Annotated in this window: 18 protein-coding genes; 4 read left to right on the forward strand and 14 right to left on the reverse strand. The window is 65.4% G+C overall.

Annotation, left to right across the window (positions count from 1 at the left end):
- Positions 1 to 132 precede the first annotated feature (132 nt).
- Positions 133 to 822 carry a hypothetical protein gene (locus tag ET445_RS03670; protein WP_129188939.1) on the reverse strand — a complete coding sequence of 230 codons (690 nt, stop codon included), beginning with the start codon at positions 820 to 822 and terminating at the stop codon, positions 133 to 135.
- A 434-nt stretch (positions 823 to 1,256) separates the two neighbouring features.
- Between ET445_RS03670 and ET445_RS03675 the strand changes: the two genes are divergently transcribed.
- From ET445_RS03675 to ET445_RS17800, 3 genes are all read left to right on the forward strand, one after another.
- Positions 1,257 to 1,850, forward strand: coding sequence for a TetR/AcrR family transcriptional regulator (locus ET445_RS03675; RefSeq protein WP_129188941.1), 594 nt, complete (start codon positions 1,257 to 1,259; stop codon positions 1,848 to 1,850).
- Between the two features lie 129 nt (positions 1,851 to 1,979).
- Entirely contained in the window at positions 1,980 to 3,050 is a 1,071-nt protein-coding gene (locus tag ET445_RS03680) for a glycosyltransferase family 4 protein (RefSeq protein WP_165314285.1), read from the forward strand.
- 403 nt (positions 3,051 to 3,453) lie between these two features.
- On the forward strand, positions 3,454 to 4,098 hold the full coding sequence (locus tag ET445_RS17800) for an SHOCT domain-containing protein (RefSeq protein WP_129188945.1): 645 nt from the start codon (positions 3,454 to 3,456) through the stop codon (positions 4,096 to 4,098).
- Between the two features lie 67 nt (positions 4,099 to 4,165).
- Here ET445_RS17800 and ET445_RS03690 read toward each other — a convergent pair whose 3' ends face one another.
- The 3 genes from ET445_RS03690 to ET445_RS03700 all read right to left on the reverse strand — a co-directional run bounded on the left by ET445_RS03690 (position 4,166) and on the right by ET445_RS03700 (position 6,397).
- Positions 4,166 to 4,483, reverse strand: coding sequence for a hypothetical protein (locus tag ET445_RS03690; RefSeq protein ID WP_129188947.1), 318 nt, complete (start codon positions 4,481 to 4,483; stop codon positions 4,166 to 4,168).
- Positions 4,480 to 5,043, reverse strand: coding sequence for a hypothetical protein (locus ET445_RS03695; RefSeq protein ID WP_129188949.1), 564 nt, complete (start codon positions 5,041 to 5,043; stop codon positions 4,480 to 4,482). Before ET445_RS03695 ends, ET445_RS03690 begins: the two co-directional genes overlap by 4 nt.
- A gap of 106 nt (positions 5,044 to 5,149) precedes the next feature.
- Positions 5,150 to 6,397, reverse strand: a complete 1,248-nt coding sequence (locus ET445_RS03700) for an IS256 family transposase (protein ID WP_129192390.1) — start codon at positions 6,395 to 6,397, stop codon at positions 5,150 to 5,152.
- A gap of 343 nt (positions 6,398 to 6,740) precedes the next feature.
- Between ET445_RS03700 and ET445_RS03705 the strand changes: the two genes are divergently transcribed.
- Positions 6,741 to 9,389, forward strand: a complete 2,649-nt coding sequence (locus ET445_RS03705) for a DEAD/DEAH box helicase (RefSeq protein WP_129188951.1) — start codon at positions 6,741 to 6,743, stop codon at positions 9,387 to 9,389.
- A gap of 73 nt (positions 9,390 to 9,462) precedes the next feature.
- Here the strand turns inward: ET445_RS03705 and ET445_RS03710 are convergent, their stop codons facing one another.
- From ET445_RS03710 to ET445_RS03755, 10 genes are all read right to left on the reverse strand, one after another.
- Positions 9,463 to 12,768, reverse strand: coding sequence for a Swt1 family HEPN domain-containing protein (locus ET445_RS03710; RefSeq protein WP_208008530.1), 3,306 nt, complete (start codon positions 12,766 to 12,768; stop codon positions 9,463 to 9,465).
- Positions 12,769 to 12,800: 32 nt separating this feature from the next.
- The gene (locus ET445_RS03715) at positions 12,801 to 14,354 is read right to left on the reverse strand and encodes a nuclease-related domain-containing protein (protein WP_129188953.1); all 1,554 of its coding nucleotides are present in this window, start codon (positions 14,352 to 14,354) and stop codon (positions 12,801 to 12,803) included.
- Between the two features lie 40 nt (positions 14,355 to 14,394).
- Complete coding sequence (locus ET445_RS03720) at positions 14,395 to 17,226, reverse strand: DUF1156 domain-containing protein (RefSeq protein ID WP_243695311.1); 2,832 nt, start codon at positions 17,224 to 17,226, stop codon at positions 14,395 to 14,397.
- A 102-nt stretch (positions 17,227 to 17,328) separates the two neighbouring features.
- Positions 17,329 to 17,829, reverse strand: coding sequence for a hypothetical protein (locus ET445_RS03725; protein WP_129188957.1), 501 nt, complete (start codon positions 17,827 to 17,829; stop codon positions 17,329 to 17,331).
- Positions 17,826 to 18,401 carry a type II CBASS E2 protein gene (locus ET445_RS03730; protein ID WP_129188959.1) on the reverse strand — a complete coding sequence of 192 codons (576 nt, stop codon included), beginning with the start codon at positions 18,399 to 18,401 and terminating at the stop codon, positions 17,826 to 17,828. Before ET445_RS03730 ends, ET445_RS03725 begins: the two co-directional genes overlap by 4 nt.
- Complete coding sequence (locus tag ET445_RS03735) at positions 18,376 to 19,443, reverse strand: nucleotidyltransferase (protein WP_129188961.1); 1,068 nt, start codon at positions 19,441 to 19,443, stop codon at positions 18,376 to 18,378. The genes ET445_RS03730 and ET445_RS03735 overlap by 26 nt, the downstream gene beginning before the upstream one ends.
- A 275-nt stretch (positions 19,444 to 19,718) precedes the next feature.
- Complete coding sequence (locus tag ET445_RS03740; protein ID WP_129188963.1) at positions 19,719 to 23,150, reverse strand: helicase-related protein; 3,432 nt, start codon at positions 23,148 to 23,150, stop codon at positions 19,719 to 19,721.
- Between the two features lie 113 nt (positions 23,151 to 23,263).
- On the reverse strand, positions 23,264 to 23,554 hold the full coding sequence (locus ET445_RS03745; protein ID WP_129188965.1) for a hypothetical protein: 291 nt from the start codon (positions 23,552 to 23,554) through the stop codon (positions 23,264 to 23,266).
- Between the two features lie 197 nt (positions 23,555 to 23,751).
- Positions 23,752 to 24,999 carry an IS256 family transposase gene (locus ET445_RS03750; RefSeq protein WP_129192390.1) on the reverse strand — a complete coding sequence of 416 codons (1,248 nt, stop codon included), beginning with the start codon at positions 24,997 to 24,999 and terminating at the stop codon, positions 23,752 to 23,754.
- A gap of 271 nt (positions 25,000 to 25,270) precedes the next feature.
- Positions 25,271 to 25,912, reverse strand: a complete 642-nt coding sequence (locus ET445_RS03755; RefSeq protein ID WP_129188967.1) for a hypothetical protein — start codon at positions 25,910 to 25,912, stop codon at positions 25,271 to 25,273.
- Positions 25,913 to 25,924 lie beyond the last annotated feature (12 nt).

Raw genomic sequence — 25,924 nt, forward strand, 5'->3', positions numbered from 1 at the left:
CACGGTGGCGCGGCGACTATGACTCGACATCGCGCTCACCTGCCTTCCTGGGGGTCGTGGGCCGTATCGGCCTCCGAAACCATAAGTCGCGGATGTCCCGGGGTCAACTTCCTCACGGAGTCCTTACGGCGGCTACCGCACTTCGACGACCTTGTGCGACGTGTGGACCGTGCCATCCGCCGCCTGAAAGCTCGCGATCACCGTGCGCTCGCTGTTCGCGCTGAACGTGTAGGACGGCACGGTGAGCACGGCGAGTCCTGAGACGGATGCATCGTCGCTCGTTGCGATGGGCGCGCGACCGACTTCGACGGATGTCCCGTCTCCGCGTCGCTCGGCGAAGACGACTTCTCCCGATGCCCCAGAAGGCACGGCCGCTGTGAGCGTCGTTCCCTCGTAGTGCCACTGCCGCGTCTTCGCGTAGACCCGCACGCCGGCGCCGTCGTTCTCGTACGCGATCTCGGCCTGATGCGGCAGGAACGGGATCTCGAAGACGTGGTGGAACGACGAGAAGTAGTCGCGGTCGGCGGTCGTGAACCACCCCGTCGTGACGTCGTCGCGGTCCCAGTTCGAGCGGGCCTCTGCCTTCGTGAAGTCGGCGAGACTCGGGCAGGATGCCACGACCCGCTGCTCGTCGCCGACACCTTGCTGCTGCTCGAGCCGCGCCCAACACGAGGTCGTCGGCGGGGTGGCGGGTTCGGTCGCCGTGACGACGTCCATCTTGGCCGTGCACACACCGCTGAACCCGCGGCCGAAGCTGCAGTCGTTGTAGGCCCAGTAGTCCGAGTCGCTGTCGCTCGGGGCGTCCTTCGTCTCGAGGTGCACCTGGAAGGTGCCGATCGCGTGACTGCCAGGCCCCAGCGTGACGATCTCGTAGTTCGCGCGAGCCCACTCGCCATCGCGATCGGCCAGGATGTCGAACTCGTGCGCCTCCCCGGTCCGAGCCGGTGGCCGATGGGCGGTTGGCGCGTGAGGCCGTCGGGCTCCTCGATGCCGGTGAGCACGAGGGTCCGGAGCGTGTCGTTCTTGACGGTGACGACCTTCAGTTCGGTTGCGCTGCTCGCATCGGTCGTTTCGGTCGCATGAGCCGCCGCCGAGGTTCCGGCGAGCGTCGCGAACGCGACGATCGCGAGCACGGCGAGTGTGGTGGTCAAGGTGCGTTCCTTCCTTCGATTGTAGCCTTACGTGCGTAAGGTTGTAAGCGTAAGGTAAGCAACCGGACGACTCGCCACAACCCCTAACGCCTGTAAGGTTGACGTATGGCAGAGACCACCGCCCCTCGGCGGAACAATCGGCGCGGCGAGGGCGGGCGGCTGCGAGAAGAGATCCTCGCCGCGGCATCCGACCTCATCGAACGCACCGGCACCGAGCAATCCGTGACACTCCGCGCGGTCGCCCGCGAGATCGGGATCGCGGCGCCCTCGATCTACGAGCACTTCGCCGGGCGCGACGCGATCGTCGACGCGGTCATCGCGTCGGCCGCGGACGACCTGCGCGTGCGGGTCGAGCACGCCGTGGCGTCGGAGTCCGAACCGCTCGCGCGCCTGCGCGCCGGATGCATCGCCTACCTCGACTTCGCCGAGGAGCAGCCGAGCCGCTACCTGCTCATCTTCACGCGCCGCGAACCCTCGGATGTCTCCCTCGCGACCGCCGCCCGGAACGAGGTGTTCGAGGTGCTCGTCGCCGCGCTCCGCGCGACCGCGGGCGAGGGTGCGAGCGCCGACCTCCTCGCCGACGCCATCACCATCAGGATCGCGCTCCACGGCTACGCGACACTGCGCCCGACCCTCCCCGACTTCCCGTGGCCGACCCACGCCGAACAGGTCGACCGCATTCTGACGCGGTTCGGCTGAGCGCCATCCCGCGGCGACATGCGGTGCGTCGGATCCGACCGGTCGCACGGCATCGATATGCTGTGCGCGCCATGCGGTCGACGTGGCCCATGGAGCTCCACCCGAAAGCTCAATGAAAGGCCGGTGTCTATGCCACGACCCAAGACCGTCCTCGCCGAGCCCGCGTTTCGCACGCGCAGCGCCAACCCCTACAACGCGAGGCTCTACGAGCAGGTAGAGGCGCACGGGTGGCGTGTCCAGGAGTTCAGCCTTCGACGTCTCCTACAGGGGCCCGAGATCGTCCACATGCACTGGCCCGAGCTGCTCTTCCTGACGAGCCACCGCCCGTGGGAGGTCGCATGGCGACTCTTCACCTTCAGCGCCTGCCTCCGCGTCGCGCGGGCGCGGGGGACGCGACTGGTCTGGACGGCGCACAACCTGGAGGCGCACGAGGAACGGTCGACGCCCGAGATGCGTGCCCGCCTGCGCCGCCTGTGGGGGCAGGAGGTCGACGGTGTGCTCGTGCTCTCCGAGAACGCGATCCAGTCCGTGCAGCAGGTGTTCCCGGAGTTCGCCGACGTGCCCGTCAAGATCACCCCGCATGGGCACTACCGGGACGACTACCTCGTAGACCAGACCGCGGAGGAGGCGAGACAGGCGCTCGGCATCGATCCCGAGCGCACGCTCATCGCCTATGTCGGCGCGATCCGCGCCTACAAGAACGTTCCGGCGCTCCTGCAAGCGTTCAGCGAACTCGACGATCCGGGCACGGAACTCATCATCGCGGGCGCGCCGACGCGCGCGATCGCCGACGATCTCACGGCACGAGCCCAAGACGCACCTCGTATCCGGATGCACCTGGGCCGGCTCTCAGAAGACGAGATGGCCCGCTGGCTCCGGGCTGCGAACCTGGTCGTGCTCCCGTACCTCACGATCCAGAACTCGGGCTCGGCGATCCTCGCGCTGTCCGCGGATCGCCCGGTCGTCGCACCCGCCCTCGGCGCCATTCCCGAACTCGCCCGCGAGGTCGGGTCGGAATGGGTGTTCACGTACGACGGGCCCTTCACCGCCCAGACGCTCGAACGGGCGATGGAGTGGCTCCGAGACACCCCGCGCCCGGCGCGCCCCGACCTCGGTGCGCTCGATTGGTCGACGATCGGTCGTCTCACGATCGCCGCGTATGACGAGATCCAATCGATGCCGCGACAGCGACGATCGTGACCGCACGCCGCTGAAGACGAGAACGGCCCGGGTCATCGACCCGGGCCGTTCTGAAGCATCTGGTGGGGTGTTCAGGAAAAGGCGCTTGCCTAGTAGTCGCGCGGGACAGAAGTGCGTCCCGTAGAGCCGATTCCACGCTTTCGCGGAATCCATTCCACGCCGCTTCGAATACGCTGATCAAGTCAAGTTTCGAATCATGCGTCGGATCGGCGTCGGATCAGGCTTCTTGTGCACACGCCACGCGTTCAGCACTCCGTGCCGACACGCACCCGTCGGGTCACCCTTACCCGGTCAGAGCAGGAGAAACGCGGCCTCCAAGCGCGAGTCCGCCTACCTCCTTCTGGGGGTTCTCAGGAGACATCAGCGTGCGGTCCCTGTTCTTCGCAACGGTTAGAGTTCTGCCATGGTGGGTACAGGACGTGTCGTCGGCGGCGACTACCTCAACGCGGTCGTTTCAACCCGGGTCGGCAGCACGCTGGTCGTTCAAGCGGGATTCAAGTTTCGCAAGCTCACACCTGAGAACGTTGCCGAGTGGACCGAAACGACCCCCGACGGCAAGGGAAGCGCCGTGGGCGCCGTGAGCAAGGCCGTAGCGGGCGCAGTGCTTCCAGGCCAGCTTGGCAAGGCCGCCTCAGCGGCGGTTGGCGCGACATTTGACTCCGTCGGCCCGTCGCACATCGTCCGTGTCGACTGGCTCGACGGAAGACGATCAGTTATCAAACTCCCGGATGCCATGTTCAAGCACTTCGAAACCGTGCTCCGCGCCCAGCGTGTCGAGCCGGTCGAGCCCGTCGGCGAGGCCAACGCAGCGACGGCACCCGCCGAGAAGCCCACAGTGACCGAGCAGGCGTTCTCCTTCGTTGCCGGCATCGTGAAGGACCGGTTCCCAACGCGACCTGCGGAGACATCGGCGCCCCTTGAGCAAGCGGCCCCGGCGCAACCCGATCTTGCCGATCAACTCACGAAACTCGCGTCACTTCGTGACTCGGGGATACTGACCGAGGAAGAGTTCGCCGCTAAGAAGGCCGAGCTACTCGCCCGCATGTGACCCCTCGGGCTCAGTGCCGCCAAGAGGGCTCGCGCTGGCGTAACCGCTGAGCCCTGTGCCCGCCGCCTCAGTCGCGGATGTTGTTCACGGGGTGCGTGATCCCCCAGCTGCGTCCAGTCTTCGAGGTCGGCCACCGGTGAACGTCCCCTGCAGAGTCAAGGACGTCTTGTTCGGAGGCGAATCCCGTTGTGTAGCCGTAGTAGATCTTCAGCGGCTTACCGCCGTCCTTGCGGACGGCCTCCACATAGTTCCTTCCCGGGCGCTTCACGTAGTGATCGATCGCGATCGAGTTCGTCACTCGACGGAGAAGGGGAAGGTTGTCGTCGGGAAAGCCGTGTCCAAGCCAGGCGGAACCGATCGAGTACCAGATCTTGTCGTCGTTCATTGGTTCTTCTCATCCGTTTCTTGATCTTCGGCTAGCGCCCTCGCTTCGCGAAGAATGGTGGTGTACTCCTTCGCCGCGAGCCCGGGCTTCGGGTCGTACGGTTTCTCGTTCATGTCACGGATTCCGTAGAGCTTCTCTCCACTGTCTGGATCAATCGCGTGGCTCTGCCAGCCGACCGGGAATCCGACCGATGCGCCCTTTCCCGCGAACCGGTTGATCTTTCCGCGGATACTGTCCGCGTCTCGAAGCCCCAGCCGCTCAACGATTTCGTGGGCGGAAACTAGTCCGGGCGACGCATCAATCCACATACTCCAAATCGTGCGCTCTGACGAAGTCAGCAGTTGCCACCATTGGGCACCTCTTGACACCAGGTCGCCGTCTTCCTGAGGCCGGCGCGGGCCGGATGCATCCGCCCTGCTGGGGCCTTGCGAATCTGCGCGAACCGGTCCATCAGCCCGAAGCTCGAGCCAGTCGGCGAACCATCGAAAGAACTCGCCAACCCGCTCGGCCGGAACAGGGACGTTGATCTGTTCGGTCCGCCCACCTTGCTCTTGCGTCATGCTCCGAATATATCACATGTATCAACCTGGATTGGTATATGTGATTTGTTGAAGGCCGGTCAAGTCCCTGGTAATGGTGTAGCGCTCGATCCTTCGTGTTGTTGGGTTAGGCGCTGAGTTCGAGGATGCTGTCGGTCACCTCCTCGATGCGGGTGTCGGGGACGAGTGTGAGTCTGGACTTGGTGAGGATGTCGAGTCCGAGGTAGCGGCGGCCTTCGGCCCATTCGTCGGTCTGCTCGGCCAGGACGGCGCCGACGAGGCGGATGATCGCGTCTCGGTTCGGGAAGATGCCCACGCTGTCGGTGCGGCGGCGGATCTCACGGTTGAGACGCTCGTTCGGGTTGTTGGACCAGATCTGCTGCCAGAGTGGCTCGGGGAATCCGGTGAACGCGAGGATGTCGGCCCGTGCAGTGTCGAGGTGCTCGAACGCGTCGGGGAGTTTCCCGTCGACGTAGTCCAGGAGTCGGTCGAACTGTGCGTTGACGGCGTCCTTGTCCGGTTGGTCGTAGACGGAGTGCAGCATCGCTTTCACGGCCGGCCACATGCTCTTCGGTGTGACGGACATCAGGTTCGCGGCGTAGTGGGTGCGGCAGCGTTGCCAGGAAGCGCCGGGCAGGTTCGCGCTGATCGCCTCCACCAGCCCTTGGTGGGCGTCGCTGGTGACGAGGCGGACTCCGCCCAGGCCGCGGGCGACGAGGTCGGCGAAGAAGCTGTTCCACGCCGGCCCGGTCTCACTGGTCGCGACACGGAGGCCGAGGACTTCGCGGCGGCCGTCGGCGTTGACGCCGGTCGCGATCAGCACGACGGCGTTGATCACCCGCCCTCCTTCGCGGACCTTCATCGTGAGCGCGTCGGCGGCGACGAACGTGAACGGACCCGCCTCATCGAGGGGCCGGTGTCGGAACTGGTCGACGTGTTCGTCGAGGTCAGCGGCCATCCTGGACACTTGTGACTTGGACAGCGAGTGGATCCCGAGGCTCTTCACGAGCTTGTCCATCCGACGCGTGGACACGCCGGCGAGGTAGCAGTCCGCGACGACGGTGATCAGGGCGGACTCCGCGCGTTTGCGTCGCTCGAGGAGCCAGTCCGGGAAGTACGTGCCCGAACGGAGCTTCGGGACGGCGACGTCGATCGTGCCGACCCGGGTGTCGAGGTCGCGGTGCCGGTACCCGTTGCGCTGCGCCTGGCGGCCGGGACTGCGTTGGCCCCATTCGGCGCCGACGACGGCATCCGCGTCGGCAGACAGGAGCGCGTTGATCATCGTCTGCAGCAGCGAGCGCATCAGATCCGGGGACGCGTCGGTCAGGGCTTCGCCGAGCAGGCCGGCAGGGTCGACAATATGAGGAGCGGTCATCGTGATGATGCCTTTCGAGTGGAGGTAAGAGACTTCTCGAAGGATCACACGGTGACCGCGTCTACGTCTTCAGCGACGAGCTCGGCCACCGCGCTACACCACTATGCGGGACGCAACTTGAAGGCCAGTCGTGTGGTCGCATCGATGGCACCGCTATGGCCACGAGCTTTCGCGAACCGTCCTGCTACCCCTCGGCTCAAGGCTCATGCGACACAAGAGGGGCATCGACATCTCCCCGGAACTCGTCCACCCCACTTCGAGTGCCTCCACTGCCCCCACCCAGCGACCTCAGGTACCGTCGAATCATCCCCGATCCCCATGCCGAGAACCTGAGTCCGCGCCCATGAACCGTGAAGAGCTCGACCAGCTGCGGGCGACCGTCACCGAGGTCACCGCATGGTCGCGCCACGCTGCGCTCATCATCGCCGACCGAGCAAACGTCCAGACGGGTTCAGATGACGCATTCACCCGTCTGCGCCAATCGATCGTCGGTGTCGATCGCAAGGGAGAGCGGCAGTGGAACGTGCTTCCGCTGGGGCAAAGCCGGGCGGCCGACCTCGGACTCGTCGCGCGCGCGACCCAGCTTCCCCAGCTGGCGGCGAGCGAAGAACACGCGCTGAACGCTCTCTACACTTCCGTGCCGGATGCGCTTCTCAAGGTGCGCTCACTTCTTGGGGTCCGTCGCATCTTCAGCGGAGGAAAGGCCAAGGACGAGGGCGCCGCATCCGCCCGATATCTCGCCGAGTTCCGTTCGTGGGGACACTCGGTCGGCGTCCCGCAGTCGCTCGTACGCATCGATGACAGCGTACGAGGACACAGTTCGGTTCAACCGTTCTCGGCGCTCGAGCCGTGGGTTGGATTCTCGGCACGTCTCAGCAAGACCCCCCTTAGCCTTCTCCCCGGTGCTGCGGTGGCCGGCTTGTCCGCGGCTGTCGATCTGATCAACCGGACACTGACCCTCGAGGACGATAATCGCCGACGGGCCGTCGACGCCGGGACCGCTCTTCGACGTGCAGAGACCGATCGACTCGTCGCCGATATGCCGATCGACAGGCTCAAGGACGCCACGCGTGAACGAATTCGTACCAACCTCCTATCGCAGGCCGGGTTACGCACTGTCCAGGATGTCTTCACGTACTCGTCGCACCTGGAGGCGATTCCAGGCATCGGCGCGACGAGCGCACACCGAATCAAGGGAGCGGCTCGCGCGATCTGGCAGGCGACCTTCGAGGAAATGCCAGTGCGCATCGATATTCAGAACCCGAGCGCGGAGACCCGAAAGCTCGTTGAACAGCTGAGATCGTGGGACGCGACCCGGAAGACGAAGAACGCGACCGCGGATCTCGCGCACGCGGCGGCGCTGACTCCCTTGGCAAAGGCGCTTCCGTCAGATCTTGCGAGCCTGGTCGTGATGGATGCCGGCTCCGACCACGCTGACTTCATTGCTGCTGTCGAGGCCGTCAAGAATCGGGCAGGACTCATCGGTGGGCTGGCCCCTCAGCGAGGTTCCGCCACAGCATGGGATGACTTTCTCGCACGCCCGGCGGACTACTTCGCCATGTTGCACGAACTCGGCTTCCTTGTTGAAGACGAGGACGCGGTTGCCGGTGGCCTTCCCGAAGAGATCGTCGAAGCAGTGCGCGGGTTCGAGCTCGACGCCAGCCACCTCACAGCCTCGCTCCGCGGGTACCAAAGCTTCGGTGCACGGTTCGCACTCGTTCAGCGGAAGGTCATCATCGGCGACGAGATGGGCCTCGGCAAGACCGTCGAGGCACTTGCAGTCTTCGCTCACCTGCGAGCGAAGGGCGCGCACCACGGCATCGTCGTCTGCCCGGCCGCGGTCGTCACGAACTGGATGCGCGAAATCCAGTCCAAGTCGACGCTACGTGCGCACAGACTCCACGGGGTGGGACGAGACGGCGAACTCCGATCGTGGGTGCGGAACGGCGGGATCGCCGTGACGACCTACGAGTCGTTGGCGTGGCTCGAGGCCCGCCAGGCATCGGTCGAAGAACTCGCTTGCGTCGTCTTCGACGAGGCTCACTACATCAAAAACCCTGGCGCACTCCGGTCGGCCCGGAGCAAGGCCTTGATCGAATCGGCGGAGCGGGCGGTGCTCCTGAGCGGTACGCCACTCGAGAACCGGGTCGAAGAGTTCAGGAATCTCGTCAGCTACCTCCGCCCTGATCTCATTGTGGATGCCACTGATCTGCGCCCGAGACTGTTCCGGCAGCAGGTGGCGCCGGCGTACCTTCGGCGCAATCAGGAAGACGTGCTCACCGAGCTTCCCGACCTCGTCGAAGTCGATGAGTGGTTGCCGATGTCGTCCACGGATTCTTCGCGCTACCGCGACGCCGTGTATGCCGGGAACTTCCAGGCGATGCGGCAAGCGACCATGCTCACGGGCAGGGACTCCGAGAAGATTGCGCGACTGACCGAGATCGTTCGCGAAGCCGAAGACAACGACCGCAAGGTCATCGTGTTCTCGAACTTCCTGAATGTCCTCGACGCGGTCACGGCGGCACTCCCCGGCCGTGTGTTCGGTCCGCTCACCGGAGGTGTGCCTGCTGCGAAACGCCAGAACCTCGTCGATGAGTTCTCCGCCGCGCAGGGTGGCGCAGTCCTCGTAGCCCAGATCCTCGCCGGCGGCGTCGGGCTCAACATCCAAGCGGCTTCCGTTGTCGTGATCTGCGAGCCGCAACTCAAGCCGACCACAGAGTGGCAGGCAATCGCTCGTGCTCATCGCATGGGTCAGCTTCAATCCGTCCAGGTGCACCGGCTGCTCTCTGAGGAAGGCGTCGACGCACGAGTCACTCAGATCCTCGCGCGCAAGAAGGCGCTGTTCGCCGACTTCGCCGCAGTGAGCGAGACGGCAGCTGCCGCACCCGAAGCATTCGACGTCTCCGAAGCTGAACTGGTCAGAGAAGTCCTAGAAGCTGAACGTCAGCGTCTGTTCCCTGGGATCCCGGCGTTGGACGAACGAGTCGGCTAACGACCACGAAACACCCCTGGCAGTCGAGTGGTTTCCTTCCGTCACTCTGACTCGAACTCGTTGGTGGTGAACTTCAGCGTGGTGGCGTTCTCGCGGATGGTGCGGAGCTGCTGCTCGGTGAAGCCGTCGGGATGAACGGCGTCGACGGAGATCGAGATGCTGAGCTTCGCGCCGGATGCGGCGAGGTTGGCGAGTACCTCTGTGGCGATCTTGGCAAAGTCGGCCGAGTACCGTTCCGCGCTGATCGGTGCGCTGCCGACGTAGCGGGTCGCCGCAGCCTTCTTCGCGGGTGCTGGGGCGGGCGTTGCCACTCCCCCAGCGAGGAGTACGCTGCGGTCGCCCCGGCTGCTGGATCGCCCGAGCTGGGCTCGGGCACACTGCTAGTCGCGATCGTGGCCACGTCCTCGGCACGCTGTGCTTCGGCCTGGGCAGGCTTGACGATGAGGGTGGCGTCGGTGACGGGCGCACGCCCGGTGTCGCCTGGCAGCCAGAGTCCGCTGTAACGACCGGTGGCCTCGTCGTAGCCGTCCGCGAGGGCGAAGCTCTCGCTCTGCCAAAGCAGCGGCTGGTTGTCGATCGCATCGATCAGCACCTCGCGGGAGCGCAGCCGCGGCATGTACGGGTACTGCCCGTACAGACTCCAGAGGTCGCCGACGGCGATGTGCCCTGCCGACCACGCGACCGGAATCTTGATGTCGAGCGCAAGGCGGATCGAGCGGGCCGCGTGCTGGGTGGAGTACGCGCCCGCGCTGCCGAGCTTCTTAGCGACGCGCTCGGCGAGGGTCCCCGCCTGCCCGTCAGCCTTGACCTCCTCCAGCTCGAACGGCGAGCCGGGATCGGGCGCGACGGGGTTGAGCACCCACTGGTAGGTCAGCGCGAGCCGGTCGTCGACGGTGCGGCCGAACTGGTCGCGCTTGTCGGTGGCCTGTGCGAGCTGCTGCGGTGTGAGGTTCAGCTCGTTCGCCTTCTCCGCGATCTCCTTCCACGCCAGGAAGGAGCGTGCGGCCTGGTCGAGTTCAGCCAGGCGCTCCTCGTCAGGCGCGAGGAACACCACCATGTTGCGGTTCGCGCGGTTCGCGGTGCCCCGCCGCTCGGTCGCGGCTCGCGCGAAGTCATGCGCGGGCGAGTCGCCCTTCTTGCGGCGGTGCGGGAACTTCGGATGCAGGATGACGAGCCGGGCCTGGTCGGTGTCGGGAATGTCGCCCGAGTCGGTCGGGCCGACGTGCACACCCGCGAAGTCCGAACGGGCGCGCTCCTCGCCGCGCAGCCGCCTCACGATCTCGGCCCACACGTCCTCGGGGTGCAGCGCGTCGGCGGCGTCCTTCGCACGACGGGTGATGTTGGCCTGGGTGTCATACCAGTGCTTGCCCGCTGACGAGTAGTAATAGGTCGTGCGGTCGCCGAGCTGGGTCAACGCGGAGTGGAAGTTGCCGACGACGTCGCCGGGCACCGCGGTGCCAATGAATACCCGCTGCGTGTCGATACCCTTGTGCGCGGTGCCGATGGTCGGTGCCGCGCCGAAGAACACGGTGCGGGCCAGTCGCTTGGTGACCGACCGCTGGCCCAGCACCGGCTTGTCGCTGTCTATGCGAGCGGGCTCGGAGTTCGTGCCGTCCACGTCAGCGTCGATGACGGCCTTCCACGAGTCCTGGAGGTACTGCGTCAGCTCGGCGTTCACCGAGGCGACCGCCAGCGGGATCGAGCCGGGGAGGATGAGTGGTCCCTGGTCTTCGCCGACCCACAGCGCGTGGATCACGGCGTTCATCAGACGCAGCACGCCGCGGGTGCGCTGGAACCGCTCCAGCGAGGACCAATCCTCGTAGAGCCGGTCGAACAGCTCGGGATGCAGCGGATACGTCTGCTGGATGCGCCGCCCGTACTGCGGGTCGCGGGCCTCCTTGGGGAACTCCCCCGCGTTGGCCTGGTAGAAGTCGCTGAACGCCTTCGCGGTCGCCGCGATCTGCGCGAGCGCCTGCGCGTCCTCCGACTCGAACAGGCGCTGCTTCACGATCCGGTACGCCTCGTCGCTCGAAGCCGGACGCCACTGGTCGGCCACCCGGCGCACGACGTTCTGAAGCCGCTTCAGCGCCTCCATGCCGTTCGACCCGCCGACCTCCTCGGCCGCGCCCGCGACCTCGCCGCTGTCGTCGCCGTCGTGCGAGGCAGGGATCGAGATGGCCAGCAGCACGCCGGGGATCGACTTCGCCGCCTCGGTCAGCGACTGCGCGAACGTGAACTGCGTGTCGAACGTGCCGCCCGCGAGATCCTCACGGCCGTAGAGCTGCCGCGCGTAGGCGACCCACTCGTCAATCAGGATCACCGCTGGCGCGTACTTCGACAGCAGCACATGCAGGTCACCGCCCGGATTGGTGCGCTTCTCGTCGTGCTCCCGCACGATCTCATACGCCTCGCGCCCGCCGAGCTGCCAGGCCAGCTCGCCCCACAGCGTGTTCACGCGAGTGCTGTCGTCCTTCGTCTCGCCCTGCGGCGCGAAGTGGTTGCCGACGAGCGCAACCCGGCTCGCGGTGACACCCTCCGTCGGGTAGCCGTTGGCCGTCAGCAGCTCCTGCGCCTCCTGCGGGAACTTGGCGAGCGGCAGACCGCCGGCCAGGTGCCACAGCGCGAGCATCGAGTGCGACTTGCCGCCACCGAAGTTCGTCTGGAGGTTCACCGCGGGCGAGGCGTTCGTGTCCCCGGCCAGCCGCTTCACCGCGCGGCCGATCAGGTCGCGCAGGCCCTCCGTGAGATAGGTTCGGGCGAAGAACTGCGCCGGATCGGAATACTCCCCGCTCGTCGCCCCCGGGTCGCGGGCAACCTTATAGAGGTCGGCAGCGAACTCGCTGGACTGGAAGTTGCCCGTCGCCACCTCGTCGCGCGGCTTCAGCACCTGCCGCCACGGGGCCAGCCCCGAAGCGCCGGGCACCACGGTCGAGGACTTCAGCGCCCGCGTGTCCTGCTTGCCCGTGGCGATTCGCCGCAGGTCGAGGCGGATCGCGTCCACCTTGTCTGCCGCATACGCCTGTCCCACCGCGGCGAGCAGCAGCCGGGCGTAGTCGAGCGCACGCAGCGCCGCATCGTCATCGAAGGAGGCGTTGTGCGCCCACTGGTTCCGAGTCTCGCGCAGCAGGCTCGCATACGCCTCGTGCTCACGGGTGACGGTGCCCTTGAACGGGTACCAGCCCTTCTTCACGCGGCCCGTCAACCCCTCGGTGAGCATCCGAAGCTGCACGGCAGGGTCTTCCCGGCTGTATGCCTTGCCGGTGATGCCCTTTTCCTCGTCGGCGAGCTTGACGACCAGCGCCCAATCGGAGTCCCCGATCTGCGGCTCCAGCACCTCCGCAATGAACGGGTCGAGCGCCTCCGCGAGGATCTCGAACATCCGCCCAATGCGGTCACGATTTGATGTCGCCACTAGAAGTCCTCCTGACTTCCCAGGCTACCGGGGGCCTGCGACAGCGGCGTGGTCGATGACGCTTCGGGCGAGTTCGAGGACACATCAGATGACGTATTGGGGAGCGATTCGCCCAGCGCGGCGATGACAGGAAGCGATTCGAACGCCGACTTGAGGATGGGGTTCTCGCCCAGCATGAATCCGTCGATCCAGTTCCGTGCCTCAATGACGTTCGTCGGCAGCACAAGAGTCGCTGCTTTGCCGATGAACCCGGGCCAGTCCACACCAGCCAGCGTCACGAACTGCTCTATGAAGTCGACCCCGACGATGCTGACCGGGACGTTGGCTTGGGTCATCTGAGCGCGGATGTAGACCTCGTTGGCGAAGTCGAAGTTGCCGAGCGTCACCACGAGTCCGATCAGCGGACGATCCGCAGGGATGGATGACAGCTCCAGTTGTCCATCCCTGATGAGCTGGACGGTCTTGTTGATCTGCTCGATGCCCTTGTTGAGCCGCTGGTGCGCGTCGCCGAACCCATCGAGACCTTCGCGCACTGCCGCCGTCGGGACGGAGTTCTTGCACTCAATCAGGATCACTGCCTCTGGGAGCACCACGAACCAGTCGATGGTCTTCTTCGCGTTGCGACCGTCCTGATAGACGATCTCGGGGATCACCTCAGCGTGCTCGATGAGTCGTAGCTGGCGTCCGACATACTGCTCAAAGAGCTGCCCAGCGTCGTCGGTGAACCGCTGCCCCCAGCGTTCGAGACCCGAGTACAGGACTCCCTGCACGGACGTTCGCAGCTCAATCATCTGCACGCACGGGGCAATCCACTCGCCTGGCACGATTCCGCCGACCAGCGGCCGCGCCACGAGAGGGTTGTAGGCGAACGGCTCGCGGACGAACCGCTCGTTCGGCGTCCCGCCTGGCGCATCGACCGCAGCCCGCCGAGCGGTCTTGAAGACGTCGATCTCCGTGAGGAACTGCGCCTCGGTCACCGCGCTGAAGACCTCGATCCCGCCCATGTCATCGACAACGGAGAGCATTCGCTCGTCCCACGGGAACGGGTACCGGCTTCCGCGCAGCGCCGCCGCCCAGAGACAGAACCCGATGGAAACGAATCGGGCAACCGATGCTCCCAGCAGATCGTCGTCCCATCCGTCGACCATGACACGCGGCGCATAGCCGTCAGGGAAGTCGGTCTCCGCGTAGAGCGCCACCGGCCGGGATAGCTCGGCGAGGCCTGCCCGCTGATGTGGGGCCTGTTGCGAGACGTAGCGAGATAGTCCGCGGGCGAGATCGTCAATGCCATTCAGCAGTCCCGGCTGCACAAGGTGCATGAAGCGGTTGCAGATCAACTCCACGTCGGCGTAGGTAGGCCTCCTACCACCGCTGGTGCCTCGGCAGACGAGGACTGCGGCGGTTCCCGCGACGGTCCATGGCAGCACGTTCTTCACTCGACCGTTCGAAAGAAGCGTCTCGCCATTCCAAGTCCGAGACGCCTGGTAGAGCAGCCAAAGGAGCTGGTCTCGATCATATCGGCGGCACAGCGAAATGAACTCCTGGTAGGTCACAGGGGTCAACTCGTCGCTGTGTCTCGGCATCGCGCGAGCGCTACTCGTCGAGCGCGTCGAAGTCGAGCGTCGCAGCCGTGCTGACGGGCGCAGCTGTCCGCCCAGAGTCGAGCAGCTCCGACCACGACGTGGCGATGCCGTTGAACGAGATGGCGTCCTTCGTCCAACCGTTCTTCTCGGCCACCTGGAACAGCAGGTACGCCAGCTCCTTCACGAGGTCGAGGTCGACCGCGCCGTCGGATCGGCGGCTCGCCTCGTGCAGGAAAGCTCCCGCCGCCGGGATGCCCTTGGTCTCCTGGATGCGGATCGTGTGCTGGAGCGCCTCCCATGCCGAGGTGTGCTGGTCGGTCGTCACGTCGTAGTCGTCGGGCAGGTCGACGGGGCGGTAGAGCTGCACCTTGCCCGCTCGGGCGCTCAGGATGCCGCCTCGCTCCATCGCCGAGACCGCCGTCGCGCGAGCACGCGCTAGGTTCTCGGCGTCGCCGAACGCCCCGGCGTCGTAGCCATTGCTGCGATACCACGCGATAGCGAACCGGGTCGCCGGGTCGAAGTCGCCTTCCTGCTCAGTCAGCAGCTCATCCAGCACCTCGTTGATGCGCGTGAGCGCCGAGCGCACCGTCATCTCGGAGCCGTCCGACTCGATGACCTTCGCGTACCGCGAGAACACCGCCATGCCAGGACCGATGGCTGACTGTGGAAGATCAACCGGCGCAATCCCGCCCTGCTGCAACTCCCGCAACGCCGGGCCAAGCTCGCGCTTCATCGCCGCGATGAAGCCACGGCGATCAGTTACGGGGGCATCCGCAGGGCGCGGGCGCAGGGCAAGCACGACCGAGGATGCGAGAGCATTGGTGCCCGAGGCAATCATTCGGTTGCCCAACTCGGAGCGCACCGGCCACGTCGCTGTGACGGTCCATCCCGCGCGCACCATCGAACCCAGAATCGTTTCCCATCCCGTCGATGCCTCGCCGCGATCGTCCGTCTCCGACTGCTTGAAGGCGTAGTAGACCGTAATCGGGTAGTCATCGGTAGCGGTCTCTCGCGCATGCGCGAAGACATGTTCAAACCCGCTCTCGAAGAACTCCTTAGCGCCATCAGGGCCACCGTGCCTGTAGGGATTTGCCACGAGCTCCTCAGACTTCGGCACGAGCATCGTGCCAAGCAGATCCGGGTGGATAGTTCGAAGCGAGCGCCTGAGCCAGACGTAGAAGAAGTCGCTCAGATCGGAGTAACCGATGTTGTCGTAGTAAGGCGGGTCTGTCGAGATCAAGACACCCGAGTAAGACCGCGCCGCAGCATCCGCGTTGACGGCTTCCGCAGGCTCTCCTGACGGCAGCCGATCTAATACTCGCTCAACCCACGCGACATCTTCGGCGAAGTCGCCGCCGGACCCCGCGAACGGATTTGCCTCAGCATAGTCCCACGCCATCGGTATGGCCTGGCGCGCAAAGAGCCCACGCACGGACTCCATCTTTGGGCTGGAGTCCCAACTGCAAATAGCTGAGAGCTTGTTTGCCATGCGGCTGATCGGGAAGGACAGATAGGTGGCTACCGCGTCTGCGTAGGCTTCTGCCTCGTCGCCGCCTTGCTCGAGGCGAAGACCACTCGGCAGTCCGGCGGAACGAGCGTCAGCCACCACACGAGCACGAGCTTCAGCAACAAGATCACTGAACGTCGTCAAGGCCGTCAACTGTCGGTTCGTGAACAGCGATGCGAATGTGAACATCCCATAGTTGGGGGTCTTGAAGTCGCGCGGATTCGACGGCAAGGAGCCCGACGGCAGTTCGTCAGGTTCCGACACCTCAGCGGCGGTGACCATCTCCACCGTCGGCTCCAGATAGATGCGCGAACGATTGCCTTCAGCGACGGTAGCCATGAGCGCACGGCCGAGACCCACACTCCGTCCCTGCTCGCGTATGTAGTTCAGTGGGACCGCGGTGCCGCACGCGACACACTTCGCTCCAGTCCGACCGACTGACCCATCGTTGTCCTTCTCAGGAGCCAGCTTCGGATCGTGCCCAATCTCGTACTCGATCCGCCGGTCCACTACGCGCGGCACGACGTAGGCTTCCTTGCCCTTCTTCTTGCCGAGCCACCATGAGCGCACGAGGGGCATCTCGATGCCGCACGCCGGGTTCGGGCAGGTGACGGTGCGCGCCCAAATCCACGCGATGACGGTCGCTTCCCCACCACCGGGGAGCTTCGCCTTCGGATAGAGGTGGCCGATGCGCTTTTGCGCCGCGTCGCGCATCCACTCGCCGTACCGTCGCAGGTCCTCCGCTAGGCCCGTTGCCTTCGGCCAGTCGGTTCGGGTTCCTGTCGCTCCGGGGAACACCGGCTCGCCCCCGGCGAACTTCGGCGGTATCTCGATGAGCGCCTTGTTGATGAGCACCGCAACGGGGTTGAGGTCGCTCGCGTGAGCCTCCAGCCCAAGGCGCTGCGCCTCCAGCGGGATCGTGCCGCCGCCAGCGAACGGGTCGAGGATCGCGGGCGGATTGCCGTTCGTGGACTTCATGATCTCGGCGCGCACAGCGTCGAACAAGGCTTCATCGCCCAGGTTGTCCCAATCGACCATGCGCGTGATGAGGTCGAACAGGCGCTCGCGCTCCTGCTTGATGCGGTGGCCGACCCAGCCTTCGGGGTCTTCGTAGCCCTTCTCGCGTGCCTCGGCGAGGAACTCGTCTTCGCGCACCGAGGGGTCATCCACGAGCTGCGCGAACAGCACCGCCCGCGCCGTCGCCAGTGGTCGCCGCGCCCACCACAGGTGCAGGGTGCTCGGGTGCCCGTGGCGGATCGACTTCTCGCGCGCCGACTGCTTGTTGATCGCGTCGAGCGGGATCGAGACCTCGATCAGCTTGCGCTTGACTGCCACTGGATTCCTCTCAGATGCGCTCTCGCACTTGGTCATACTGCGACTTTCGAGCCTACCTGCGGAGTCGGACGCGGCCGGAATGCCCCGGTGCGCCGCGAGTGCTCACGGGTGAGCCTTCATCGCCGCGAGCACCGCCGTGCGCGCGGCGTCGGCGCGGGGATGTGGGTACGCCGCCACGAGCGGCACGTCCCGGTCGTGTCGAGTCGGACGCGCCTTCCATGCTGCGCTCATCTGCGGTCCCGCCTCCGCCTTCGCTGCCGCGACCAGCGCGGTGTAGGCGTCGAGAACCTTGGGAGCGATGAGCGCGAGGTGCGCGGCGTAGAAGTCGAGGCGCGACTGGATCTCGCTGACATGCGCCGTGAGCGCGAACCGATCCGCGACGGCACCTGACCGTCGGCGGACGCGGTACGGCGCTTCGAGGTAGTCGCTCACAGCCTGGAGCGCACCCGCGTATGCCTCCGCGCGGCGCGAACGCGCGTGCTGGCGCCGCTCGTGGAGGAAGCCGAGCGCGACGATCCCCGCGGCGAGGATCGCGGCAGCGATCGTGGCGATCCCGTCCCAGGTGATCGGCGCAGGCGGAAAGAGCGAGAGGAGCCAGTTCATGCGGTGCGCCTTGCTTCCTCGATGAAACCGTGATCCGCCTGGGGCGCGATCCACTCGCCGGTCTCGGCGTAGGTGTCCTCCAGGAAGAGGTGATCCTGCGCCAGGACGATGAGTTCGGCGAGACTCCTGTCAGCCGTCCACCGCTGTTCGGGAGGATCGTCCGGGTAGTACAGACACAGCGCGCCGTCCTCGTAGCGGTGCGGTGAGTTCTGCATCGCTCCCGCGTATACCACCGGGAAGTCCCGACCGTCGCGCACGCCGCCACCGGGGAAGTACCGCTGAGGCCGAAACTCGACGACGACTGGAACTGGTTCCGTTCGTCCCACGACATCGACCCCATCGAGGTGATATCGCCGTCGCGGCACCGCTTCAATGCGAGGCGACCCGAGGCCGGCGCCGATCCACGTTCCGCAGCTCAGCTCGACCGCGCAGGGGTTCGAGTCGAGCAATATCAACCATGCGTACTCCACTCGGAGTCGACGGCCGAACAGCCGGAATGCATCGCGTTCGAGCGGAACGAACCAGGCGGCGTCCGCGCCGTACCACTCAGGATCGGGCATCAGCACGCCCACGAGCGCACGGGAGGCGATCCCCGTAGGCGGACGTGGACGAGGTGGCTGCGGGCGTGGACACGAGCGACGGGTTCTTCCCGCGCCACCGTTCCCGCGCGACGCGCTTCACCTCATCCTGGTCGGGCTTGGGCATCACGGCCTCGTCGCCGAAGAAGATGGCGAGCTGGTTGAGCGCGAGGATCGGGTAGCCCTCCCGCTCATATTGGAGTGCGAGATCGAGGTCGGCCTTCGCTTGCCGGAACGCGGCGACGACCTGGAGCCGGGTGAACTTCTCGTTGATCTTGATCGGCCCGGCGACCCCCGCGGGATCGGGCGTCTCGCCGATGCTCAGTTGCTCGATGGCGTGGTTGAGCCAGGTGCTGATGTAGTCCGTCATGGTCACCCACCCGCTGATGCAGCCGAGCGCGAGGGCCTTAATGTTCCACGAGCAGATCGGCTTGTCGTGCTTGCGGTTCCAGTGCTTCATGAGCCGGGTGCCGCGCGCGAACGTCGAGCGACTCGCATCGTTCGCCTGCTTCACCATCTCCGTGTGTCGTTCGGGGTCGCTGCGATCCCAGGTGCGGTAGTTCGGGATGTAGAGCCCCGCACCCGTGCGATTGTCGATGGCCGTGATGACATCGGCAGTGAAGTCTGCCTGGCCGGGCGTCACGGGGTCACCAAACCGCACGAGGATGGAGCGACGGCGGTTGAGGTGCTCTACTCGCAGCTTTGGGTACTCGTCTTTCAGTTCGCGGCGGATCGCGGCGGCCGCGCGCTCCTGGAGTGCGCCGGGACCGCGCAGGCCCGGCCCGTAGAGACCGTCCGGGTCCGGGATCACGACGCCGAGGTCGACGTCGGTCAGGGGGTTGAGCGCGTCACCGTGAGCGATGCTGCCGTTGACGTAGGTGCGCCCGCCGAACTCGCGCTTGAGCGCAGCGGCGAGCGCGTCGCGCCGTCGACGCGCCTCGTCGAGTTCCTCGGGTGTGACCTGGATGCGCGAGCGCGCTTCGTTGAGCGCGTGCTCCACGGCGCTGGTGCGGGTCGGGATATCCAAGAGCGTCATTATCGGCTCCTTTCCGCCGGACTCGGTCCGGCCGTCGGGGCCTCGCTGCTCGACATTCGGCGTGTCCGTTTGGGCACATCGCCGCTTGTCTCGCTAGAGTCGGGTGAACTTTCCAGGTTCCGCCTCATCCACGAGGCCCGAGAACGCCGCCGGTCGCACCCGGCGGCGTTTTGGGTAGTAGATCAACGTATGGCTGGCCTACGACACCGGGCCGCGCGACACGCGGGCATTCGAAAGAATCTTCGCCTCAGAGCGAGGCGGGCGGGCTCTCCGCCTCAGAACGGCGTGGTGCCCCGTGCCCACCAGTCATTCCAGGAAAGGTTCTGGGAGACGACATCGAAGTCGGTGAGCCAGGCTGGTTCGACGCCCTCGAAGGCGTTGCCGATGTAGCGCACTTCGTCGTGCTGCGCGCCGCTTGCGCTGACGCGCACGAGGGCGAGTCGGTGGTCGGGTGCGGCGTTGAGCGCGGTGAGCACCTCGGTGCGGGTGATGGTGAAGGTGTCGGCACCCTCGATGCGGGCCTTGACCTCGATACGGATGCCCGCGCCCTCGGCGGGCTGGGACAGAAGGTCGAAGCCGGGGTTGTTGTGGGCCTGTTCTTCGGGAATGCGACCGAGCGATCGCTCCGCCGCGAGCACTGCATCGACCCCGCGGCGCTCGATCAGCGCACGTGCATCCGCGGACGCAATCTGATCTGCGACTCCGGAAGGCTCTTCGGCAGGCATAACGAGAGCAATCGCGGTAATCCTGGGTGACACCGGCGACATCGTCAGCTGCCGATCGATCAGCGCAATACGGCTTTCGCGGCGCTGTTCGAGTTCCTCGGCTCGCCGTCGCAAAGTCTCGCTCGAGGCTCGCACCTTCTTGCCAGCCGCGGCGTCGGCGTCAACCTTCAGTGCCTCGGTGTAGAGGCGGTTCACCTCTCGGCTCAGCCGCTTCGCAACTCTCTCACGGAGGCGTGTGAACTCGGTTGTCCGCCGCGAAGTTGCTTCGCTCGCGAATGTGGGCAGCTGCTCGGCAATAACCCACGAGACTGCATCTCGCTCGCGTTGTGAGAGCCACGACATACTCGCGCCAAGCCGCTGCTGCGAAGTCTCAGCCGCTGCGAAGTCGAGGTAGGGTGCGGCTCCTGCTTCGCGGGTAGCGCCGTCGGCGTCGACGAATGAGTAGCCGAAACGCTTGCTCACTGAAGCACCCGTCGAGTCCTTCACTTCGTTCAGAACGCCGACCAGCAAAGTTGGTTCAGCCACAGTTTCCGAGGTAAGCACCGTGCCACGGTCGAGCACGTTTCCGAACTGGTCGACAACGAGTTGGAGTACCGCGTCGTGCAGAGGATGCCCCGGGGAAAGCAGCTCCGCCCGTGGGGCAGCCTGGAGATCGATCGTCAACACATCGAAAGTCACCCGCTCATACCGTCGAGCGATCGGCGCGCGGCCTGCACGTTCACGGACCGCGGCCGGCACGTGACTGATTTCGTATCGTCCTCGTTCACGCCTTTCGATTCGGCCGCCGAGTCGATCGAATGCCTCAAGGAAGGCATCCCGGATGAAATGTGGCTGCAGGCGCTTCGCCTTCGCGTCTTCCATCTCACGACGGAGTGTCTCAAGGTCGCTCGTCGCAAGTACGTCACTCGCCAGGGCTTCCTCCTCGAGGAGTTCACGAAGCCCTGCCGAAACGCCCTCGTCGATGACCTCCCACATGCGTGCTTTCACTTCGGGGCGATCTCCGTATCGGATCGCCTCCCGTAGAACCTTTGTCAACGAGAGATCACCGAGCGAGGTGCCGAGCACGTTAAAGATCTCGCCGTCGTAAGCTGCCCGCTGCTCTTCGATCTTGTCGAGCAGACGAATGAACACGTCGCCTTCGCGAGTGTCCTCAGCGACAAGGTTCCAAAGCCGACAAACCTCGGTCTGCCCGATTCGGTGAATACGTCCGAAGCGTTGTTCGATCCGATTCGGGTTCCAGGGCAAGTCGTAGTTCACCATGAGATGCGCGGCTTGGAGGTTCAGGCCTTCGCCCGCTGCATCCGTTGCAAGCAAGATCTGCACCTCGGGGTTCGACGTGAACTCCGCTGTGATGCGACGCCTCTCGTATCGGGGCACCGCGCCGTGGATCGCGACGACCGCGTCGCGTCTGCCGAGCAACTGCACGATTCGACGCTCGAGGTAGTTGAGGGTGTCGCGGTGCTCGGTGAAGATGATCAGCTTGCGCGGAGTACCGTCCGAGTGGGCGAGAACCTGACCTTCGATCACGCCTCGCAGCTCGCGCCACTTGACATCCTGTTGGCTCGCGAGAAGCCGTCGTGCGACCTCGGTCAGGCGCCGCAGGTCGAGAATCTCGGTTTCCAGCTCGGCCGCAGTGCGAGCCGCGGTGGCCGCGTCGACGAGCTCCTCTTCGGCCTCTTCAAGTTCGGCGGCATCGAGCTCGTCGATATCAGGGTCGTCTTCAAGCAGGATCGCCGGGGTATCCTTTGGCGGCGCGTCCAAGATGCCGTCGATGAGGTCGGCGCGAAGGCGTTCGAGTCGATCGGCGCGGCGACGCAACGACTGGAAGATCGCCTCTGGGCTCGACGCCAATCGACGCTGGAGCACGGTCAGAGCAAAGCCGATAGTGTTCTTCCGTTTGCCCTCGAGTCGGTCGGCGAGGTTCATCCCGTTGCGCACGTACTCCGTGACCTCCTCGTAGAGGTACTGCTCGTCATGCGAAAGGCGGTACGAGGCGGTCTCTGCTATTCGCTCAGGGAAGAGCGGGCGTCCCTCGAAGGTGACTAGCCGCTCTTTCACCATTCGTCGCATCAGGCCATCAGTGGTACCGGACTGCGCCTGTCGATCGCCAGGCCCCGCGAACCGATCCCGATCGAGAAGCGAGAGGAAGGTCTGGAAGTCCTCTTCCTTGCCATTGTGCGGCGTGGCGGTCATCAGCAAGAAGTGCCGAGCCCGGTCGCTTAGCACTTCACCGAGCTGGAACCGTTTCGATGCCTTGAGCTCGCCGCTGAACCAACTAGCGCTCATACGGTGGGCCTCGTCGACAACAACGAGATCGAACTCGGACTGCTCAAGCTGATCGAGCAAAGCCTCGTTCCGGGCCAGTTGGTCCATCCGCGCGATGAGCAACGGCTTCTGATCGAAGACCGTCCGCCCAGGCACCGTGTCTTCGGCACCCGGCGCGAGGATCTCGAACTCGAGTCCAAACTTCAGCGCAAGCTCGTCTTGCCACTGCTCGACGAGCCCGCCCGGCGCAACGATAAGGCACGTCCGCACGTCGTCGCGGAGGATGAGTTCCTTTATGTACAGCCCGGCCATGATCGTCTTCCCTGCACCGGGGTCGTCGGCGAGGAGGAATCTCAGCGGTGTGCGCGGGAGGAGTTCGCCGTACACCGCACGGATCTGGTGCGGCAATGGCTGCACGTCACTCGTTGCGACCGCGAGCATCGGGTCATGCAGACCAGCGAGCATGATCCGCTGCGCTTCCGCAGCGAGGCGGAAATCGCGAGCGTCGGCATCGAATGGTCGTCCTGTCTCCAGATGCAGTTCGACACGAGGCTCGTCCGCGCGATAGAGGACTACCTGGCCGAGGGTGCCGCTGTCGTCCCGGTAGGTGAGCTCGACCGCATTCGGTCCGTGCATCCACGCCGCAAGGACGCTCACGGCCTTGCCGGGAACGATTCCGCTCAGACGCTGCGGCGCTGCGATTTCTTCCAGGCGCACTCATCGACTCCTCGTGCTCGAACGCATCCGAGCGTAGCGACTGCGAACGACAAGCCGCATCGAAGGCCCGAGGGGCGTGTGGTGATTCCGCGGCTCGAAGAGCGCGAGCGACGCTAGTCAGGCACGTCGTCCTTCGTGATGGTTCCATTTCGTGCCGCCTCGACCTTTCGGGCGAGATCGATGTAGCCGGACTCACCGAGTTCGTTCATGAAGGCGATCGCATCGCTGTTCAGCTGGTCGTCGTGAGCGTCAAGGGCGCGGGCAATCACGATGGGAACAGTGTTGAGAGAGAGATCGTGCACGGCAAGTGCGTGAGCCTGCCGTGTACCCACGAGGAGCCTGGTTACGTCGAGTGCAGCGCGGGGATCGAGGTCAGCGGCTTTCGCGATCTCTTTGCCGATCATGTACCGTTCCGTCGCGAGTTCCGGGTCGAGCTGAAGCGCTCGTTTCAGTCGCGGTAGCCACCATCCTGCATCGAACTTCTGCGAACGGACGACCCAGTAGAACTCTCGTAGCTCTGCAGAATCCTCGGGTGTGGCTTCGACATGCGTGGGTCAAGTCCCTGGTAATGGTGTAGCGCTCGATCCTTCGTGTTGTTGGGTTAGGCGCTGAGTTCGAGGATGCTGTCGGTCACCTCCTCGATGCGGGTGTCGGGGACGAGTGTGAGTCTGGACTTGGTGAGGATGTCGAGTCCGAGGTAGCGGCGGCCTTCGGCCCATTCGTCGGTCTGCTCGGCCAGGACGGCGCCGACGAGGCGGATGATCGCGTCTCGGTTCGGGAAGATGCCCACGCTGTCGGTGCGGCGGCGGATCTCACGGTTGAGACGCTCGTTCGGGTTGTTGGACCAGATCTGCTGCCAGAGTGGCTCGGGGAATCCGGTGAACGCGAGGATGTCGGCCCGTGCAGTGTCGAGGTGCTCGAACGCGTCGGGGAGTTTCCCGTCGACGTAGTCCAGGAGTCGGTCGAACTGTGCGTTGACGGCGTCCTTGTCCGGTTGGTCGTAGACGGAGTGCAGCATCGCTTTCACGGCCGGCCACATGCTCTTCGGTGTGACGGACATCAGGTTCGCGGCGTAGTGGGTGCGGCAGCGTTGCCAGGAAGCGCCGGGCAGGTTCGCGCTGATCGCCTCCACCAGCCCTTGGTGGGCGTCGCTGGTGACGAGGCGGACTCCGCCCAGGCCGCGGGCGACGAGGTCGGCGAAGAAGCTGTTCCACGCCGGCCCGGTCTCACTGGTCGCGACACGGAGGCCGAGGACTTCGCGGCGGCCGTCGGCGTTGACGCCGGTCGCGATCAGCACGACGGCGTTGATCACCCGCCCTCCTTCGCGGACCTTCATCGTGAGCGCGTCGGCGGCGACGAACGTGAACGGACCCGCCTCATCGAGGGGCCGGTGTCGGAACTGGTCGACGTGTTCGTCGAGGTCAGCGGCCATCCTGGACACTTGTGACTTGGACAGCGAGTGGATCCCGAGGCTCTTCACGAGCTTGTCCATCCGACGCGTGGACACGCCGGCGAGGTAGCAGTCCGCGACGACGGTGATCAGGGCGGACTCCGCGCGTTTGCGTCGCTCGAGGAGCCAGTCCGGGAAGTACGTGCCCGAACGGAGCTTCGGGACGGCGACGTCGATCGTGCCGACCCGGGTGTCGAGGTCGCGGTGCCGGTACCCGTTGCGCTGCGCCTGGCGGCCGGGACTGCGTTGGCCCCATTCGGCGCCGACGACGGCATCCGCGTCGGCAGACAGGAGCGCGTTGATCATCGTCTGCAGCAGCGAGCGCATCAGATCCGGGGACGCGTCGGTCAGGGCTTCGCCGAGCAGGCCGGCAGGGTCGACAATATGAGGAGCGGTCATCGTGATGATGCCTTTCGAGTGGAGGTAAGAGACTTCTCGAAGGATCACACGGTGACCGCGTCTACGTCTTCAGCGACGAGCTCGGCCACCGCGCTACACCACTATGCGGGACGCAACTCGCAGTGCTCGAGACTCGGGATCCCGAGGCCGCGAGCCGACGACAAGCGCGGATGCGGAAGCTCTCTGATGCGCTGCTGGACGCTACATTCAAGATGATGCCGTCGCGCGCGCAAGAGAGCTTCCTCGGCAACCTCGCGCTGGACGCAACGTACTATCCGGTTCCGGGGGCTGACGGCAACAGCAACAGGGACCCGGAGCGGCGACGACGCACCGCAACGCCGGACGCGGGTGGTGCAAGCGCGATGGAGACCACGGGGCAGACGACTTCACGTCGAAGCGCTGCTGGGGACTCGAGGCCGAAGTCGTCACCATGGTCGTCAACCGACCCGGTGAGCCTGCGCCGTTTCCGCTCCTGATTCTTCGAACGCTCACCCACAAGCCCGGCATGATCAAGGGCGCGGGGAGGAAACTGCTCGAAAGCTACCTGAACGCCCGCTACCCTGCGTGGCATCTGATGGCCGACCTCGCGTACCTGCCGAACTCGGACCCGATGGACCTCCAGATCTGGCTGCATGAAGCCGACTTCACTCCCGTGTTCGACTACAAGGTCACCCAGCACGGCGTGCAAGCGACCATCCCCGAGGCTCAGGCGATCCTCGTCGACGGCTCGCTCTACCCTTACTACCTCCCGGAAGAGCTTCGAGACCTCGAGAAGAACTGCAAGGCGGAGGAACGGCGAGAGCGCAAGGAGCTCAACGCGCTCAAGAAGACACTGACGTCGAACGAAGCCAAAGCCGCCGCCGAGCAGCGATGCGACGAAGCCATCCGTGCGATCGAGGCGCGCTACGAGCACCTCCGCGAGGCC

It is taken from the genome of Agromyces protaetiae (assembly GCF_004135405.1).
Lineage (GTDB): Bacteria > Actinomycetota > Actinomycetes > Actinomycetales > Microbacteriaceae > Agromyces > Agromyces protaetiae.